At 72.5% G+C, this 15,767-nt stretch carries 11 protein-coding genes, 2 pseudogenes and 1 CRISPR repeat array; of the genes and pseudogenes, 4 read left to right on the top strand and 9 right to left on the bottom strand.

Annotation, left to right across the window (positions count from 1 at the left end):
* Window position 1 precedes the first annotated feature (1 nt).
* Both cas1e and cas2e read left to right on the top strand, forming a co-directional pair.
* Window positions 2-946, top strand: coding sequence for a type I-E CRISPR-associated endonuclease Cas1e (gene cas1e, locus LUW75_RS21850; RefSeq protein ID WP_250337129.1), 945 nt, complete (start codon window positions 2-4; stop codon window positions 944-946).
* The gene (cas2e, locus tag LUW75_RS21845) at window positions 943-1,296 is read left to right on the top strand and encodes a type I-E CRISPR-associated endoribonuclease Cas2e (RefSeq protein ID WP_250337128.1); all 354 of its coding nucleotides are present in this window, start codon (window positions 943-945) and stop codon (window positions 1,294-1,296) included. Before cas1e ends, cas2e begins: the two co-directional genes overlap by 4 nt.
* Before the next feature lie 98 nt (window positions 1,297-1,394).
* A CRISPR array of direct repeats spans window positions 1,395-3,925; the repeat unit is 29 nt; unit sequence GTGGTCCCCGCGCACGCGGGGGTGGTCCC.
* A gap of 345 nt (window positions 3,926-4,270) precedes the next feature.
* Here cas2e and LUW75_RS24410 read toward each other — a convergent pair.
* Both LUW75_RS24410 and LUW75_RS21840 read right to left on the bottom strand, forming a co-directional pair.
* A pseudogene (locus LUW75_RS24410) lies at window positions 4,271-4,393 on the bottom strand (HipA family kinase); the annotation flags it as partial.
* 460 nt (window positions 4,394-4,853) lie between these two features.
* The gene (locus tag LUW75_RS21840) at window positions 4,854-5,294 is read right to left on the bottom strand and encodes an ATP-binding protein (RefSeq protein ID WP_250337127.1); all 441 of its coding nucleotides are present in this window, start codon (window positions 5,292-5,294) and stop codon (window positions 4,854-4,856) included.
* 224 nt (window positions 5,295-5,518) lie between these two features.
* Here LUW75_RS21840 and LUW75_RS21835 point away from each other — a divergent pair, with 224 nt between their 5' ends.
* Both LUW75_RS21835 and LUW75_RS21830 read left to right on the top strand, forming a co-directional pair.
* Window positions 5,519-6,394, top strand: coding sequence for a helix-turn-helix domain-containing protein (locus LUW75_RS21835; protein WP_250337126.1), 876 nt, complete (start codon window positions 5,519-5,521; stop codon window positions 6,392-6,394).
* Window positions 6,391-6,582, top strand: a complete 192-nt coding sequence (locus tag LUW75_RS21830) for a DUF397 domain-containing protein (protein WP_250337125.1) — start codon at window positions 6,391-6,393, stop codon at window positions 6,580-6,582. The genes LUW75_RS21835 and LUW75_RS21830 overlap by 4 nt, the downstream gene beginning before the upstream one ends.
* Before the next feature lie 1,599 nt (window positions 6,583-8,181).
* On the opposite strand, the gene LUW75_RS21825 is transcribed toward LUW75_RS21830, so the two are convergent.
* The 7 genes and pseudogenes from LUW75_RS21825 to LUW75_RS21795 form a co-directional block, all read right to left on the bottom strand.
* The gene (locus LUW75_RS21825) at window positions 8,182-9,693 is read right to left on the bottom strand and encodes an aminopeptidase P family protein (RefSeq protein ID WP_250337124.1); all 1,512 of its coding nucleotides are present in this window, start codon (window positions 9,691-9,693) and stop codon (window positions 8,182-8,184) included.
* 57 nt (window positions 9,694-9,750) lie between these two features.
* On the bottom strand, window positions 9,751-10,314 hold the full coding sequence (locus tag LUW75_RS21820) for a MaoC family dehydratase (RefSeq protein ID WP_250337123.1): 564 nt from the start codon (window positions 10,312-10,314) through the stop codon (window positions 9,751-9,753).
* Between the two features lie 85 nt (window positions 10,315-10,399).
* Complete coding sequence (locus tag LUW75_RS21815; protein ID WP_250337122.1) at window positions 10,400-11,761, bottom strand: hypothetical protein; 1,362 nt, start codon at window positions 11,759-11,761, stop codon at window positions 10,400-10,402.
* Window positions 11,748-12,772: pseudogene (locus LUW75_RS24400) on the bottom strand (ornithine cyclodeaminase family protein). Before LUW75_RS24400 ends, LUW75_RS21815 begins: the two are co-directional and overlap by 14 nt.
* Window positions 12,769-13,638, bottom strand: coding sequence for an HpcH/HpaI aldolase/citrate lyase family protein (locus tag LUW75_RS21805; protein ID WP_250337121.1), 870 nt, complete (start codon window positions 13,636-13,638; stop codon window positions 12,769-12,771). The pseudogene LUW75_RS24400 and the gene LUW75_RS21805 overlap by 4 nt, the downstream one beginning before the upstream one ends.
* Window positions 13,635-14,888, bottom strand: coding sequence for an 8-amino-7-oxononanoate synthase family protein (locus LUW75_RS21800; RefSeq protein ID WP_250337120.1), 1,254 nt, complete (start codon window positions 14,886-14,888; stop codon window positions 13,635-13,637). The genes LUW75_RS21805 and LUW75_RS21800 overlap by 4 nt, the downstream gene beginning before the upstream one ends.
* Window positions 14,888-15,754, bottom strand: coding sequence for a cupin-like domain-containing protein (locus tag LUW75_RS21795; protein ID WP_250337119.1), 867 nt, complete (start codon window positions 15,752-15,754; stop codon window positions 14,888-14,890). The genes LUW75_RS21800 and LUW75_RS21795 overlap by 1 nt, the downstream gene beginning before the upstream one ends.
* Window positions 15,755-15,767 lie beyond the last annotated feature (13 nt).

Genomic DNA, 15,767 nt, shown 5'->3' with positions numbered 1-15,767 from the left:
CATGAGCACCGTCAGCAAGCGCAGCCTCTCCTCGCCCCGGGAACTCAGTCGCGTCAGCGACCGCGTCTCCTTCCTCTACCTGGAACGCTGCACTGTCCACCGCGACGACAACGCCATCACCGCCACGGACGCCGACGGCGTCACCCACATCCCCTCGGCCACGATCGGCACCCTGCTGCTCGGCCCCGGCACCCGCGTGACCCACCAAGCCATGGCCCTTCTCGGTGAGAGCGGAGCCGCAGTGGTGTGGGTGGGCGAGCACGGCGTGCGCTACTACGCCGGCGGGCGCGCCCTGACCCGCTCCTCAGGGCTGATCGAGGCACAAGCCACAGCGTGGGCGAACCGCCGCACGCGTCTCGAAGTGGCACGGGCCATGTACCGCCTGCGCTTCCCCGACGAGGACCCCTCAGGCCGCACCCGCGACGACCTGCTGCGCATGGAAGGGCGCCGGCTGAAGGAGTGCTACCGCAGGGAAGCAACCCGTACGGGCGTGCCCTGGAAACGCCGCGAATACCACCGGGACGACTTTTCGGCAGCCGATGCCCCCAACCAGGGAGTCACCGCGGCGGCCCAGTGCATGTACGGCGTTGCCCACTCCGTAGTGGCCGCGCTGGGCTGCTCCCCCGGGCTCGGCTTCGTCCATTCCGGTCACGAACGGTCCTTCGTCCTGGACATCGCCGACCTGTACAAGACGGAGATCGCCATCCCCGCCGCCTTCGACGCCGCGGCAGAGGGAGAGGACGACGTCCCGACGCGCACGCGACGGGCCCTGCGCGACCGCATCAACAAGACACGGCTCCTGGAGCGCTGTGCGAACGACATCAAGAAGCTGCTCCGTTACGAGGAAGCCGAGACGGCCACCGACGCGGACCGTATGGGGCTCCAGTCCGACGGTGGACGCCTGCTGGACAGCGGACGCAACTACGGGGACGAGCCGATCTGGTGACCGTCATCGTCCTCACGAACTGCCCTGCGGGCTTGCGCGGGTTCCTCACTCGGTGGCTCCTGGAGATCTCCCCCGGCGTCTTCCTGGGCTCGCCATCCGCCCGCGTTCGCGATGTCCTCTGGGACGAGGTCCGCAAGTACTCCGGCCAGGGACGCGCCCTGCTCGCGTACCACACCAACAACGAACAGGGCTTCACCTTCCGCACTCACGAGCATGCTTGGCACCCCACCGATCATGAAGGGCTCACTCTCCTCCATCGCCCCGCTGCCCCGACTCCGACCCGCGCGACGGCTGAGCCGCCGTGCCAAGGATGGAGCAAGGCAGCAAAACGGCGAAGGTTTGGAAAATGAGACCAAGAAAGGAGATATCCCTTATAGCCCTTTTGCGAATCTTTCAGGAAGTGAGTCAAAACCGGCTGCGCCCCCGGTAAACATGCAGGTCATCTCCTGTGGTCCCCGCGCACGCGGGGGTGGTCCCATCGACCAGTCGCCGGCGCCCTTCAGGTCGCCGTGGTCCCCGCGCACGCGGGGGTGGTCCCTGCTTCCCCAGCTCAAGACAGGGCCGTCCTTCGTGGTCCCCGCGCACGCGGGGGTGGTCCCAGCGGCTCGTCGTCGGCGGCGTCGGGGCGGGTGTGGTCCCCGCGCACGCGGGGGTGGTCCCATCGCCCGGCAGGGTCGATCGCGGGCGGTGGAGTGGTCCCCGCGCACGCGGGGGTGGTCCCGTCGTCCACCTCTTCAAAGACCCGCCCCCCACGTGGTCCCCGCGCACGCGGGGGTGGTCCCGAGGGCGGCCCCGGCTTTGGCGAGACGGGGGCGTGGTCCCCGCGCACGCGGGGGTGGTCCCGAGGTTGAGGTGTTTCTCCGCTCCGATCAGGGGTGGTCCCCGCGCACGCGGGGGTGGTCCCCGTGAAGACGACTCGGGGCGAGCACTGGATCTGTGGTCCCCGCGCACGCGGGGGTGGTCCCCTCCCGGAGGAAGTCGTCCACCTCGTCGGACTGTGGTCCCCGCGCACGCGGGGGTGGTCCCGCCGCGCGGTTGAAGGACACGTTGCCGCCGGAGTGGTCCCCGCGCACGCGGGGGTGGTCCCCCGACGCGCACCACCCAAGAGGCCCCCGGCCCGTGGTCCCCGCGCACGCGGGGGTGGTCCCCGTGAAGACGACTCGGGGCGAGCACTGGATCTGTGGTCCCCGCGCACGCGGGGGTGGTCCCGCCGGTTCGCGCTGCTGCGGGAGCTGCCGACCGTGGTCCCCGCGCACGCGGGGGTGGTCCCGCCGGCCGGGTCTCGATGTGGGTGGCCGACGAGTGGTCCCCGCGCACGCGGGGGTGGTCCCGTCCCCTTGCCGTCCAAACGGGGGAGCCGTCCGTGGTCCCCGCGCACGCGGGGTGGTCCCGGCCCCGGTCTCATCCACCGGGGCCGTGCCATGTGGTCCCCGCGCACGCGGGGGTGGTCCCGACGCACTGCGCGCCGCCGGTCTCCTGAAAAGGTGGTCCCCGCGCACGCGGGGGTGGTCCCGGTCATGGCGGACCACCGGGCCGCGCGGCGCGGTGGTCCCCGCGCACGCGGGGGTGGTCCCGAGGGCGCGGATCCCGGCGACGCCGTCGCGCTGTGGTCCCCGCGCACGCGGGGGTGGTCCCTTCAGGTGGCGACCGGACGCGGCAAGAGCCAGGTGGTCCCCGCGCACGCGGGGGTGGTCCCGACGACGAGCTTGCCGACTTCTTCACGTTCCTGTGGTCCCCGCGCACGCGGGGGTGGTCCCGACGACGAGCTTGCCGACTTCTTCACGTTCCTGTGGTCCCCGCGCACGCGGGGGTGGTCCCGTACGGGGGGTTACCAGTCCAGCGGCGCCTGCGTGGTCCCCGCGCACGCGGGGGTGGTCCCCGCTCCCCCAGCTCAAGACAGGGCCGTCCTTCGTGGTCCCCGCGCACGCGGGGGTGGTCCCGTCCAGCGCACCGTGTGCCGCCCGGCCTGCACGTGGTCCCCGCGCACGCGGGGGTGGTCCCTCCCGCTTGACCGGGTCGAACCGGGCCAGCCAGTGGTCCCCCGCGCACGCGGGGGTGGTCCCCACCTGATCACCCGGCCGGGTCTGGCGTATGTGTGGTCCCCGCGCACGCGGGGGTGGTCCCGGCCCCGCGTCTACTGCTCCGACCGGTGCCGGGTGGTCCCCGCGCACGCGGGGGTGGTCCCGGTCATGGCGGACCACCGGGCCGCGCGGCGCGGTGGTCCCCGCGCACGCGGGGGTGGTCCCGCCTTCTGCTGGGCCTCGGTGAGCTTCGTGCCGTGGTCCCCGCGCACGCGGGGGTGGTCCCGGGTGGTCGATTTGCCGTCGAGATGATCAATCGTGGTCCCCGCGCACGCGGGGGTGGTCCCGCGGGTGCTGGTGCCATCGCGCGGAAGGGTTTGTGGTCCCCGCGCACGCGGGGGTGGTCCCTCCGTGATCCGCCGATACGGCACCTCCATCACGTGGTCCCCGCGCACGCGGGGGTGGTCCCAGCGACGGCCCAGAGTTCGCAGCTCCGGGCCGGTGGTCCCCGCGCACGCGGGGATGGTCCCGGGCTGATCGTCGGGATGACCGGGTCGCGGGAGTGGTCCCCGCGCACGCGGGGGTGGTCCCATCGCGGCGGTGCGCCACGGCCCAGGCCGCACGTGGTCCCCGCGCACGCGGGGGGTGGTCCCGCCAGGAGGTGCCCGCCGGGCTTGAGTACGCGGTGGTCCCCGCGCACGCGGGGGTGGTCCCCGCCCGGCGGGACTTGGAACGGGCAAAGGTGAGTGGTCCCCGCGCACGCGGGGGTGGTCCCAGACCGGTACGCACCTGCTCCAGCCGGCCGACGTGGTCCCCGCGCACGCGGGGGTGGTCCCCGGGAGCGGTCGGCGTGAGCGGAAACGGAATGGTGGTCCCCGCGCACGCGGGGGTGGTCCCAGGGCGAGCACGCCCTGCGCGAAGTTCACGATGTGGTCCCCGCGCACGCGGGGGTGGTCCCGTCGTAGACAAGGGTGCTTCGCAGCCACAGGAGACGGCTAGGACGGGGACCGTGGCTGCGAACCGTTTACCGACCGCTTCCCATCCGAGAGCGGACGAAGAACCTGCTCGCAGAACCTCGCTCTGTAGTGGTCACGCAGCGTATCTGTGACACCGCTCCAGAGGGGCGACTCCCCATGCCGCTGCCCTGTGGCGCAGTCCATCTCCGGGCAGAATCTGGGGAGGATAACCATTGCTGGGGAACGTCTGGGAAGAATCGACCGCGCAAATCTGCCGCGCGGTGAAACCCCCGAAAAGATGCAAAGTCGCAGCTCAGACGGCCTTCTGGGGCAATCGACGCAGGTCAGCGCCCTGAGGGCGAGGACTTCATGACGTACGTGCCGAGATCGTCGGCCTCGACGATCCCGGGGAGCGATCCGCCCTCACGCAGGGGCGTGACGTAGCGGGTCGCCGTGACCTCTCTCAGCATTCTCGCAGGTCGCCCATCTCTTGAACCTCGCAGTCAACGGTCGGCTTCGCGGGGGCGCGGCAGCGGCGGTCACCCGTCGGCGGGGCCTGGGGGTCCGGGTGGCGCCGGCGCCCCGGCCCCCGGGCGGTTCGTCGGCGGCGGCGCGCCCCGCCGCCGGACGCGGCCCCGGCGCGAAGTGAGCATAGTAACCGGGAGTGATCACGGACGAGGGGCGTCCGAGCCGGCCGCGTCCCGCGAAGCGGTGTACGGACCCCGCCCCGGACATCCGGCCCGGGTGCTCGGCCCGGTGCCGGGAGGTCCGGACGAACCCGCTCCGCTCCGACCGGCGCCTCTGGGGCGGCGGCCGCGCGGACGAGCCGGTGCCGGCCGTACGGAGCGGCGGACTCCACCGCCGTACGGCCCCGTCGAGCCGACCCCGGAGCGCCTCCGGCCGGGGCTGGAACGCCTGCGGCCGGAGCCGTCAGGCCGGGGGCGCTGCCGCGCACTCGGCCCAGACCGTCTTCCCGGGGCCGAGACGGTCGCGGACGCCCCAGGCGGCGGTGAGTGCGTCGAGGAGGACCAGACCGCGGCCCCCTTCCTCGTCCGCCCCGGGGACCCCGCGCACGGGCAGGGCGGGGTGGGTGTCGGACACCTCGACCCGAACCACGCCCCGGCCGTCGTCGCGGGACAGCTCCAGGGCGAAGTCCCGTCCCGGGACCCGACCGTGGAGCACCGCGTTCGCGGCGAGTTCGGCGACGACCAGGACGACGGCGTCGTACGCCTCGGTGCCGTGTGGATGGCCCCACTCGGTCAGCTGGTGCGCGGCGAGCAGCCGGGCGAGGCGCGCACCGCGGCGGGTGGCGGAGAAGCGCTGCACGAGCGTCCGGTTCGAGGCGGGGCTCTGTGTACGAGGGGCTGGCATGCCGGCCACCCTGCCCGGGGGCGGGGGCCCGCCGGCAGGCCCGGCACCGATACAGATCACGCTGTACCGGCTCACCCGCTGGACCGGGTCGGTCGCTGTACGTGACGATGGGTGCGGTGGGCGCGGCGCAGCGCGCTCGGCAGGCAGTACGGGAGAACCCGGGCCCGGCGCGGACGCGGCCCGACCGTACGAGGGCACCAGGGCACCAGGGGAAGGCGGCTGCGATGGCGACGGACGACGGCGGCGGGGCGGGCGGGGGCACCGGCCAGGGCGGGGGCGGAAGCTGCGAACCGGAGCTCTCGGAGAGCCTGAGGACGTTCGGCGCGGTGCTCAAGGCCCTGCGCGAGGAGGCCCGCCTGACGCAGGAGCAGTTCGCACCGCTGGTGCGGTACTCGGTCGCGTACGTCGCCAAGATCGAACAGGGCAAGCGCTTCCCGCCGAGGGACCTGCTGGACCGCTCGGAGGAGGTCCTGGGAGCGGTCGCGGGACGGGTCCTGGCCGCGGCGGCACGGAGCCTGACCCGCAAGGCGGGGCTGGCCTCGTGGTTCCGCCAGTGGGCGGGCATCGAGGAAGAGGCGATCTCGCTGTACGCGTACGAGTGCCGGGTGATTCCCGGACTGTTGCAGCCTGAGCCCTACATCCGGGTTCTCTTCGACCGATACCTTCCTCCGCTCACCGCGGAACAGTCCGAACGGCAAGTGACGGCACGACTGGCCAGGCAGCAACTCCTCGTCGAACGCCCCAACACGATGTTCAGCTTCGTCATCGAGCAGGCGTTGTTGGAGCGTCGCATGGGGGAAGCTGCCGTGACGAAGGCTCTCCTCGACCACCTCATCGCAGTCGGCCGGTACCGCAACGTGGAGCTCCAGGTCATGCCCTTGCTCCAGGAAGAGCACTCCGGTTTCGAGGGCGAGATGTACCTTGCCGAGCAGGCCGATCACCGCTGGGTCGGTTACACCGAAGGGCACGGCACCAGCATGCTCATCAGCGACCCGAAAGCGGTAAGTCACATGCTTCAGCGCTATGGCAAGATGCGCTCGCAGGCTCTGAGCCACCAAGCCACGGCGAGCCTGCTGGAGCGGATGCGAGGAGCGCTATGAGCACCAGCGAGCTGGCCTGGTTCAAGAGCAGCTACAGCGGTGGCGGCGGGGACAACTGCATCGAGGTCGCCCTGCACCCCCACGCCGTCCTCGTCCGAGACTCGAAGGACATCCGGAGGCACCCCCTCACCGTCTCCCCCGGCGCCTGGTCGACGTTCACGACCCTGGTGGCCGACTCCCCCGCCTGAACTCCCGGTGGGACGACGCCCGCGCTGCCCCACCACATCCACACGGCTGCTCCGCGTCCGCACGGGCTGCTCCGCCGGGGGCCCGCGGCAAACGAGCCGTCGGCCCGCGCCTCCCCGGTCCGCTCCGGGAACCCGGGCTTCTCCGGTACGGTCCCCGTGGAGGTCGACACCGGATCCGCCAGGGTCGAACCGGTCGGCTGCCGTCCGCTGCGGCCTCGCGCAGGTCTTCCTCTTCTCCTTCCCTCACGGACAACGCCCGGCCGGCCGGTCGCTCCCGAGCAACCGGGCTCCTCTCCCAAGGCCCGGTGGTGCTGTCCACCCATCTCGATGGGCTTGCCACCGACCGGCGCGGGCCCTTCAGGCCCGGCCGTCCGGAACCCTGCACCCTATGCATGGAAAAGCCCCGGTATCCGGCGTGGCCGATTCCGACAATGCCGGTCGCGGAGAACTGCACCGGGCCGCCAGGGTCCGGTCGGCGCGTGAAGCCGTAACGACTGCGCTTGCCGCGGGCGCCTTCGCCGTACCACCATCCGTGGAACGGGTACCCGCCCATTCCACCGCCCTGCCCCCGCCGGCGAACCCCTTGGTTCCGCGGACCGACCGTCGGCGGATTCGACGGATCCGCCGACGGTGGCCAGCGCCCGCAGTGCGGGGTGTTCCGGCGCCCCGAACTCAGGAGGGGCCTGGCGGGTCGCTGTTCGAAGACGCTTTTGACCTGCATCGGAGCGGCCAGGATCCCCCAGCCGCCGCGATGTTCACCGCACGGTTCTCACATTGGCGCCTTGGACTTCGACGGAGTTGACGTCCAGTGCGACCGATCCGCTCGAATCGTCCGAGGAATTCGACCCGGCGGGGTTCCCCGAATTCCTCCTCGTGGACGTGCGTTCCCCCAAAGCGAGTCAGGCACGGCCCTCGCCGTCCGGCATCTCGGACAGCACCTTCGGGATCCGCTCGACGGCCCAGTCCTGACCACCGTCGGCCAAGCCGTGGAGTGTGCAGGCGCCGAAGGGGGATCCTGCGTGAGGAGGGCGTGCGCTGCCTGAGCGGTACTGTTCAGTTCCACAACGCAGTCGGCGACACCGAGCTCCTCCAGCTTCCGGGTGACGTGTGCGAACCACGTGCCCCGGTCCGCTACGACGAAGTCCCAGCGACCCGTGATGCCGATGCGCTCGGCGGAATCGGGCACGGGGCCGGTATCGGCCTCGGCATCCTCCTCCACGTCCTCCTCGTCGAACAGGTCGGAGAACGGACTACCCCGACCCGACGCCTCGAACGTCTCGTCGGAGTAGTGCGCTGCGGCAGCGCGCACCCGCTCAATGACGTCCACGGCTCTTTGCGGCGGAACCCTGTCCGGACATCACCTCGGCATGCTCGGTCAGGGCTGCCACGAGCTCGTTCAGCGCGGCAGAGACGTCATGCACGGTGTCTTTTCCTTGCGTCCGGGGCCCGCCGCGGAGCCCGGAGCGAGGCCGGTCCGCCGACGGCGGCGGACCGGTGGGTGCGCCGGGCGGTGCGGTCGCACGGGGCGGCGCGACCGGGATGGGACGGGCCCGGCCGGGGTGGGGCGACCACGGCCGGGCAGGGGTCCTACCGGGAGCTTCAGGCGCCCGCGGAGCCCGACACCCGCGCGATCCACTCCTCCACCTCGTGGGAGGCGCTCGGCATCGCGGCGGAGAGGTTCTCGCAGCCGTCCTCGGTCACCAGCACGTCGTCCTCGATGCGCACCCCGATGCCGCGGAACTCCTCCGGAGCCAGCAGGTCGTCGGCCTTGAAGTACAGGCCCGGCTCGACCGTGAGGATCATGCCCGGCTTCAGCTCGCCGTCCATGTACTCCTCGCGCAGCAGCAGCTGGCAGTCGTGGACGTCCATGCCCAGGTGGTGGGAGGTCCCGTGGACCATCCAGCGGCGGTGCCAGCCGCCGCCCTCCGGGTCGAGGGTCTGCTCGAGCGTGACCCCCTCGGGGAGCAGCCCCCACTCGTGCAGGCGGCGGGCGATGACCTCGTTCGCGGCGGCGTGGACGTCGCTGAACCTGTTGCCGGGCTTCACCGCCGCCATGCCGGCCTGCTGCGCCTCGTAGACGGCGTCGTAGATCCTGCGCTGCACGTCGGTGAAGCGGCCGGTCACCGGGAGGGTGCGGGTGATGTCGGCGGTGAACAGGGAGTCCACCTCGATCCCGGCGTCGATCAGGATCAGGTCGCCCTCGCGGACCTCGCCGGTGTTCTTCGTCCAGTGGATGGTGTTGGCGTGGTCGCCGGAGGCGCAGATCGACTCGTACCCGACCCCGTTGCCCTCGTGCCGGGCGTACAGGCCGAAGACGCCCTCGACCCACCGCTCGCCGCGCCCCTTGCGCACGGCTTCCGGCAGGGTGGCGATGATCGCCTCGAACCCCTTGTGGGTGGCGGCGATCGCCTTGCGCATCTCGCCGACCTCCCACTCGTCCTTGAGGAGCCGCATCCCGGACAGGTGGCGGGCCAGCTCCTGGTCGGCCTCCTCCCGCTCCTCGGCGGAGAGGGAGGTGCCCGCCTGGACGCGGGCGGCGTCGACGAGTTCGTCGAGCTGCGGGTCGGCCGACCGGACCACGCGCAGCCGGGCGGCGGCGTCGTCCTTGGCCAGGTCGTCGGCGAGGGCGTCGATGTGGCGGGCGGTGAGGCCGAGCTGCGACTCGACGTCCGCGACGGTGGGCCGGGAGCCTACCCAGAACTCCCCGTACCGGGAGTCGGTGTAGAACTCCTCGGTGTCCCGCGGGGCGGGCGGGCGGAAGTAGAGGACGGCGTGGTGCCCGCCCTCGGGGTCGGGGTGGAGTACGAGGACGCTGTCGGGTTCGGCGTGCGCGCCGAGCCCGGACAGGTGGGCGAAGGCGGTGTGCGGTCGGAAGGTGTAGTCGGTGTCGTTGCTGCGCACCTTCAGGCCGCCGCCGGGGATGACGAGCCGTTCGCCGGGGAACCGCTGGGACAGCGCCGCCCGTCGGCGGGCCGCGTGGTCGGCGGCCTCGGTGCGGGGCGTGGGCGGACGGTCGTCGGAAGATGCCCATCCGGAGGCCATGAACTCGCGGAACGCGGTGTTGGTGGGGGTGCCGCGGTGGCCTGCCTTGGGCTGATTCTCGCTCGTCATGCCGAACATCCTGTCAGACCGGTCCGTCGTCCGTGCCCCTGTCGAACGGACTGGCGGTCATCGGGGGGCGTCGGGCCGGTCCTCCGCCGGGGACGGCGCCCCCTCCCCGGGGTGCCGCCCCTCCGGCGGGGCGGCGCCTTCGCGGCAGCGGACCATGAACGACCGCTCGAAGACGATGACGGTCTCCCCCGTCGACTTCGTGCCGGTCGTCTCCACCGTGACGATCCCCTGGCCCGGCCGGGACCGGGAGAGCCGCTTGCCGAGGATCCGGCTGGTCGCGTAGAGGGTGTCGCCGACGAAGACGGGGCTCTTCAGGCGGACCTTGTCCCAGCCCAGGTTGGCCACCGCCCGCGCCGACAGCGCCTGCACGGTCATCCCGCCGACGAGGCACAGGGTGATGCCGCTGTTGACCAGGACCTTCCCGTACTCGGCCCCGGCGCCGTAGTGCCGGTCGAAGTGGAGCGGGTGCTGGTTCATCGTCAGCAGGGTCAGCCAGGTGTTGTCGGCCTCGGAGATGGTGCGGCCCGGCCAGTGCCGGATCACCATGCCGGGCTCGAAGTCCTCGTAGTCCCCGCCGTGCTCCTCGACGTACTCGTTGTCCTTGACTCGGCGCAGGGTCATGCGGTTCCACTCCGGTGATGTCGCTGGGAGGCCCCGGCGCGGGCGGCGCGCCGGGGCGGGGGGCAGGGTGCGGGCGGCGCCGCCGTCAGACGGCCACCACCACGTTGTCGGAGCTGCTCGTCCCGCGTCCCCGGACGCTGACGATCCCGGCGGAGCCGTCGCCGAAGAACCGGCAGAACAGCCCGGCCGGGCGGCCGCCGAACAGCAGGGGGCCGAGCACCGGGGCGACCTCGGCGTCGTACGGCTCGTCGCAGCCGTCGGCGACCAGCGCGACCCGGCAGGTCTGCGGCCGCACGAAGTCCTGCACCACGCTGGTGCCGCCGGCGACGGCCTCGCCGACGGCGGACTCCCACGCGGCCCGGTCGACCTCGCGGCCGATGACGACCTCGTTCCCGCACTCGCCGAGGCCGGCCTTGAGCACCAGCAGGTCCCGGTTGTCCAGGACGAACGGGAGCAGGTCGACCTGCCGGCCCTCGCGGTCGGTCTTCCGCTCCGAGAGGATCCGCGTCCACGGGAGGTACCGCTCGACGAACCCGCGCTCGCCCGCGGTCATCCAGGGCCGTCCCTCCGACAGCAGGCCCATGGTGAGCTTGCTGTGCAGGAAGGTCGAGGTCTGGGTGCCCACCAGCAGGCAGCCGTTGTCCAGGGCGTCCTGGACCGGCGCGGTGTCGAGGCCCGCTTCGAGCCAGTCGGGGATGGTGAAGTTCCGCAGTCCGATCGGGTGGCGCAGGTGCGGGGCGCAGTCCCAGGCCTCCGTCAGCTCCTCGGGCTCGAAGAAGCGCGCGGTCAGGCCGTGGCTGTTGTAGTAGTCGGCCTCCATCTCGAAGTACCGCCGCTCCACGCCGTTCACCCGGGAGCTGCCGACGAGGGCCACCCGCGGCGCCAGCGCCAGTTCCCGGCTGAGCGACCGGAACATGTCGGCGCGCGCGGCGAACGGGCTCGGGGAGCGGAACGGGGTCCGGCCCTCCTCGTCGGCGTGGAGCCTGCACCACACCGCCAGGCGGCTCTGCGTCTCCACCACGCCGCCGAGCGCGCCGCTGACGTTGAACTCCACGAACCGCGGTCCGTCCGGCCCGATGACCAGGTCCGGGCGGACCACGCAGTCGGCGTACCGCTCCTCCGGGAACGGGTCGCGGATCCACAGCCGGTCCTCGGTGGCGGGCATGCGGTAGGCGGCCAGCCTGGCGGCGGTGGTGGGGCCGGTCTCCAGGGCGGTGCGGCGCAGCAGCTCGACCAGTGCGGCGCTCACCCGGAAGATCTCGGCGTAGGCCGTGCGCGGGATCGCCATCGGCGCCGCGGGGAGGATCCGCTGGTGCGGCCAGCCGGTGTCCCGCAGCTCGTGCCGCAGCATCCGCCGGATGGTGTCCGCCGGTGCGGCGGGCCGCAGCCGGCGGCTGCCGAACCACGGGTGCCCCTGCCGGGCGCCGAGGTCCTCATACGCGTCCATCGGGCGCCCCTTCTCCTGTCGGCGAGACGGCGGACGGGCCGGCGGCCTCCCGCCCGGCCGCGCGGTACTCCTCGAACAGCGCCACCGCGGCGGCGGTGTCCTCGACGGCCATGCCGACCGTGCGCAGGACCGAGGTCCGGCCGGCGACGGCGACCCCGCCGCCCACCAGCCGGCCCAGCTCGTGCAGGTCCTCGGCCCCGATCAGTCCGGCGGCCAGTGCGGCCCGGACTTCGCCCGCGCCGTCCAGCGCCGCGGTCCGGTCCTCGACGAGGGTCACGGCACCGGCCAGGAGGGACGGTTCGAGTTCGACGGCGTCCGGGTGGGTTCCGCCGATCACGTTCACGTGCGCCCCGGCGGCCACCCAGTCCGCCTGCACCACGGGTGCGGCGTCGGCGGTCGAGGTGGCCGTGCAGACGATCGGCGCGTCGCGGACGGCCTCCTCCGCGGTGTCGCAGACCACCGCCCGGACGGTCCGGGGGCGGTCTCGCGGACCAGGTCGGCGAGCTTCTCGGCGCCGGCGCGCGTGCGCGAGTGGATCCGTACGGTGCGGATCGGGCGTACCGCCGCCACCGCCCGGACCAGGGCGCGCGCCTGCACCCCCGCGCCGATCACCGCCATGTCGTCGGCGTCGCCGGGGGTACACCAGCGGGTCGCCAGGGCGGCGACCGCGCCGGTGCGGACGGCGGTGAGCTCGGCGCCGTCCAGCAGGGCGGTGATCCGCCCCGTCTCCAGGTCGGTGAGCGCGACGATCCCGTGGATCAGCGGCAGGCCCCGTGCCGGGTTCTCCGGGGTGAGGGTGGTGACCTTGACGCTGCCCGCCCCGCGACGCTCCCAGACGGCGGGGCTGACCAGGAGGACGCGCCGGTCGCCGTGCTCGACGACGGTGCGGGCCGGGGACCGCGTCCGGCCGGCGGCCAGGTCCGCGAACATCTCGCCCAGCACGTCGATCACCCGGGTCATCCGCCGGTCGCCGGACATGTCGGCGGCGTGGAGCGTCACCGGCGCGGTCATGCCGTTCCGCCGTCGCCGCCGAAGCGGCTCGTCCAGGCGTCCTCGCGCGCCACCGTGGTGCGGGCCAGCCGGGCGAAGGGCGGGCCGACCATGTTGCCGTCCAGGACGGCGATCCCGCCGTCGGCCTCCGACACGGCCCGGGCCACCCGGCGCGCCAGCGCCAGCTCGTCGGGGCGGGGCCGCAGGATGCGGTTGATGACCTCGAGTTCGCCCGGGTGCACCGTCGCCTTGCCGTGGAAGCCGAGCGCCCGCACCCGGGTGGTCTCCTCGGTGAGGACGTCCGGTTCGGCGAGCCGGAAGTTGGCCGTGTCGATGCACGCCGTGCCGTACCGGGCGCAGGCCATCGCCATCGCCTGCCGGGCGGCCTGCATGGCCTCCCAGGTGATGTCGACCCCGAGCGTGGCGGCCAGGTCGGCCGAGCCGAGCACCAGGCCGTCGGCCGAGCGCGCGACGGCGTCGATGCCGGTGACCGCCTCGACCGTCTCGACGGTCACGTAGATCTCCGGGTGCGCGCCCGCGGACGCCAGGGTCCGCCGCAGCAGGTCGACCTCGGTCGCCGAGGTCACCATCGTCATCACCACGATGCCGGGCCTCACCGGGCTGTCGGCCATCATCAGCACGTCGTGCACCGCCGCGAGGCTGCCGAGCTCGTTCATGCGGACGGCGACGTTCGCCGGCTCGGGGGCCTTCTCCAGCGCGGCCCGGCACACCGCGCGGGCGGCCGGCTTGTCGGCGGGCGGCACGGAGTCCTCGAGGTCGATCAGGTGCACGTCCGCGTCGTACGACCAGGCCTTCACCACCCGTTCCAGCGACAGGGCCGGCGTGTACAGGATGCTGCGCGGGACCGCCCGCGCGGTGCCGGTCACCGGCCCGCCGGCTCGGTCAGCGCGGCCGACCGGGGCGCCCCGGCGTCGACCAGGGCGGAGCAGAGCCGCCTGATCTGCTCCTCGGTCTGCCCCGCCCGCAGCATCACGCGCAGTCCGGCGGTGCCGCGGGCGACGATCGGGAAGAACACCGGCGAGGTGTAGAACCCGGCCGCGAAGACCTGCTTGGCGGCGTCGACGACCGTCTCGTCGCTCATCGGCACCACCCGGATCGGGTACGTGCTGCCGGACTGCTCGGTCGCGATCAGCGAGTCGAACAGCGCGATGTTGGACCGCAGGCGCCCCTGTAGCAGGGCGAGTTCCTCGGTGCGGTGGATCTCGGCCGAGGCGAGCGCCGCGCCGACCGCGGCGGCGTTCATCTTCTGCGAGTAGCCCAGCGGACCCGCGAACCGCTCGACGAGCCGGCGCGTCTCCTGCGGGTAGCCGTCGAGCAGGATCGCCGTGCCGCCGGCGCCGAAGCCCTTGCTCAGGGTCGCCACCGTGATGGTCCGCTCGTCCAGCACCGGGCAGTGCGAGCGCACGTAGCCGATGCCGCGCTCGCCGTACGCGGACAGCGAGTGCGAGTCGTCGTAGAAGACGAGGAGGTTGTACTTCTCCTGCAGTGCGGCCAGTTCGTCGACGGGCGCGTAGCCCCCGAGGCTGTCGGAGCCGTCCACCACGTAGCAGACGCGCTCGTAGGCGCGGCACATGTCCTCGAGGAAGTCGAGGTCGTGGTGGCGGCAGGTCACGACCTCGGTCTCGTCGGCGCAGTTCGGCTTGGCGTTGGCCATCGAGACGTGGGCGTTCTTGTCGAAGACCATCAGCGGCCGGGTGCCGTTGCCGAGGTGCCCCGACGCGATCAGCGGGAGCAGGCCGGTGCTGGCCGCCGCGGTGGAGACGGCGCTGATCACCATCGCGCCGAACAGCTCGCCCAGCGACTCCTCCAGCTCCAGCAGCACCGGCGTCTGGACGCGGGTGCGCGGGATGCAGTGGTCCAGCACGCCGAAGCGGCGCAGGGAGGCGACGGCGCCGTCGATGACCTTGGGGTGGGTGTCCAGGTCCAGGTAGGAGCAGACCGTGAAGTTGACGAACTCGTGCCCGTCGGGCATGTGGAAGACGCCGTCCCGGAGGTCGCCGACGATGCCGGCGACCCCGTGTTCGTAGGACATGTCCCAGAAGGCGTTGCCGATCCCGACGAGCCGGTCGTTGTTGCGGTACCGGTGGGTGGGGGTGATGGTCTTGCGCTCGCTCATCAGGAGTTCACCTCGGTGGGCTGGTAGCTGTAGACGCCCTTGAACCTCCGGTAGGCGTACGTGTACAGGGCGACGCCCAGCACGTGCGGCCTGCGGAGGATCTTCTTCGACTTGAGCCAGAAGTTGACGTTGATGTTCATCTCGTCCAGCGACTCGGCCTGGTGCCACCAGCCGAGCGGCAGGTAGAGCATGTGGCCCGGTTCGAGGACGAAGTCGCGGCGCTGGGCGAGCCTGGCCGCCAGCCTGGGGTAGCGCTCCAGGTCGACGTCGCCGAGGTCGACCACCTCGGACTTGTCGCCGAACCCGCGCAGCACCGACCTCGGGTAGTAGTCCCGCACGCCGGGCGGGGCGATGATGAACCGCTTGCGGCCCTCGAGCGCGATGTTGAAGTTCTCGAACTCGTCGAAGTGGTTCTTGGTGAACACGCCGCGGTGGCTGATCCACAGGTTGGCCGCGTACAGGGTGTTGCCGTAGCCGAAGAGCTCCTCGGCGTCGAAGCCGATGACGGCGTTCACGTCGGACGGGCTGCTGCGGATGTTCGACACCACCCGGTGCCAGGTGTCCGTGCCGGTCAGGTGGCGCTCGTCCGCGAAGAACTCGCGGAGCTTGATGTCCCGCGTCTCCCAGCGTCCCGGGTGGTTCTTGTCGCCCGGTTCGGTGAACAGGGTGACGGTCATCTCGGCCAGGCGTGCGGCCACTTCGTCCCGGCCGAGCCCCTGCACACTGCTCGGCAGCCTGATCACCACGGGCCGGTCGGCCCGGTACAGCCCCTGGGGGCCGACGGCCGAGAACTCGTCGAACGACATGCGGGCGACCTCCACGCCCGCCGGCCCGCCCGACTCGGTCACAGCGTCCGGTAGTGCCATGTCACCTCTCCTC

This window comes from Streptomyces sp. MRC013 (genome assembly GCF_023614235.1).
Classification (GTDB): domain Bacteria; phylum Actinomycetota; class Actinomycetes; order Streptomycetales; family Streptomycetaceae; genus Streptomyces.
Note: the sequence above shows the minus strand (reverse complement) of the source record. Positions and strands in the feature narration are given on the sequence as shown.

Excerpts from the sequence above, each read along its gene's own strand:
- LUW75_RS21795 (WP_250337119.1), bottom strand. The coding sequence starts at position 15,754 with ATGGCACTACCGGACGCTGTGACCGAGTCGGGCGGGCCGGCGGGCGTG.
- LUW75_RS21815 (WP_250337122.1), bottom strand. The coding sequence starts at position 11,761 with ATGGACGCGTATGAGGACCTCGGCGCCCGGCAGGGGCACCCGTGGTTC.
- LUW75_RS21830 (WP_250337125.1), top strand. The coding sequence starts at position 6,391 with ATGAGCACCAGCGAGCTGGCCTGGTTCAAGAGCAGCTACAGCGGTGGC.
- LUW75_RS21835 (WP_250337126.1), top strand. The coding sequence starts at position 5,519 with ATGGCGACGGACGACGGCGGCGGGGCGGGCGGGGGCACCGGCCAGGGC.
- LUW75_RS21840 (WP_250337127.1), bottom strand. The coding sequence starts at position 5,294 with ATGCCAGCCCCTCGTACACAGAGCCCCGCCTCGAACCGGACGCTCGTG.
- cas1e (WP_250337129.1), top strand. The coding sequence starts at position 2 with ATGAGCACCGTCAGCAAGCGCAGCCTCTCCTCGCCCCGGGAACTCAGT.
- LUW75_RS21800 (WP_250337120.1), bottom strand. The coding sequence starts at position 14,888 with ATGAGCGAGCGCAAGACCATCACCCCCACCCACCGGTACCGCAACAAC.
- LUW75_RS21825 (WP_250337124.1), bottom strand. The coding sequence starts at position 9,693 with ATGACGAGCGAGAATCAGCCCAAGGCAGGCCACCGCGGCACCCCCACC.
- LUW75_RS21820 (WP_250337123.1), bottom strand. The coding sequence starts at position 10,314 with ATGACCCTGCGCCGAGTCAAGGACAACGAGTACGTCGAGGAGCACGGC.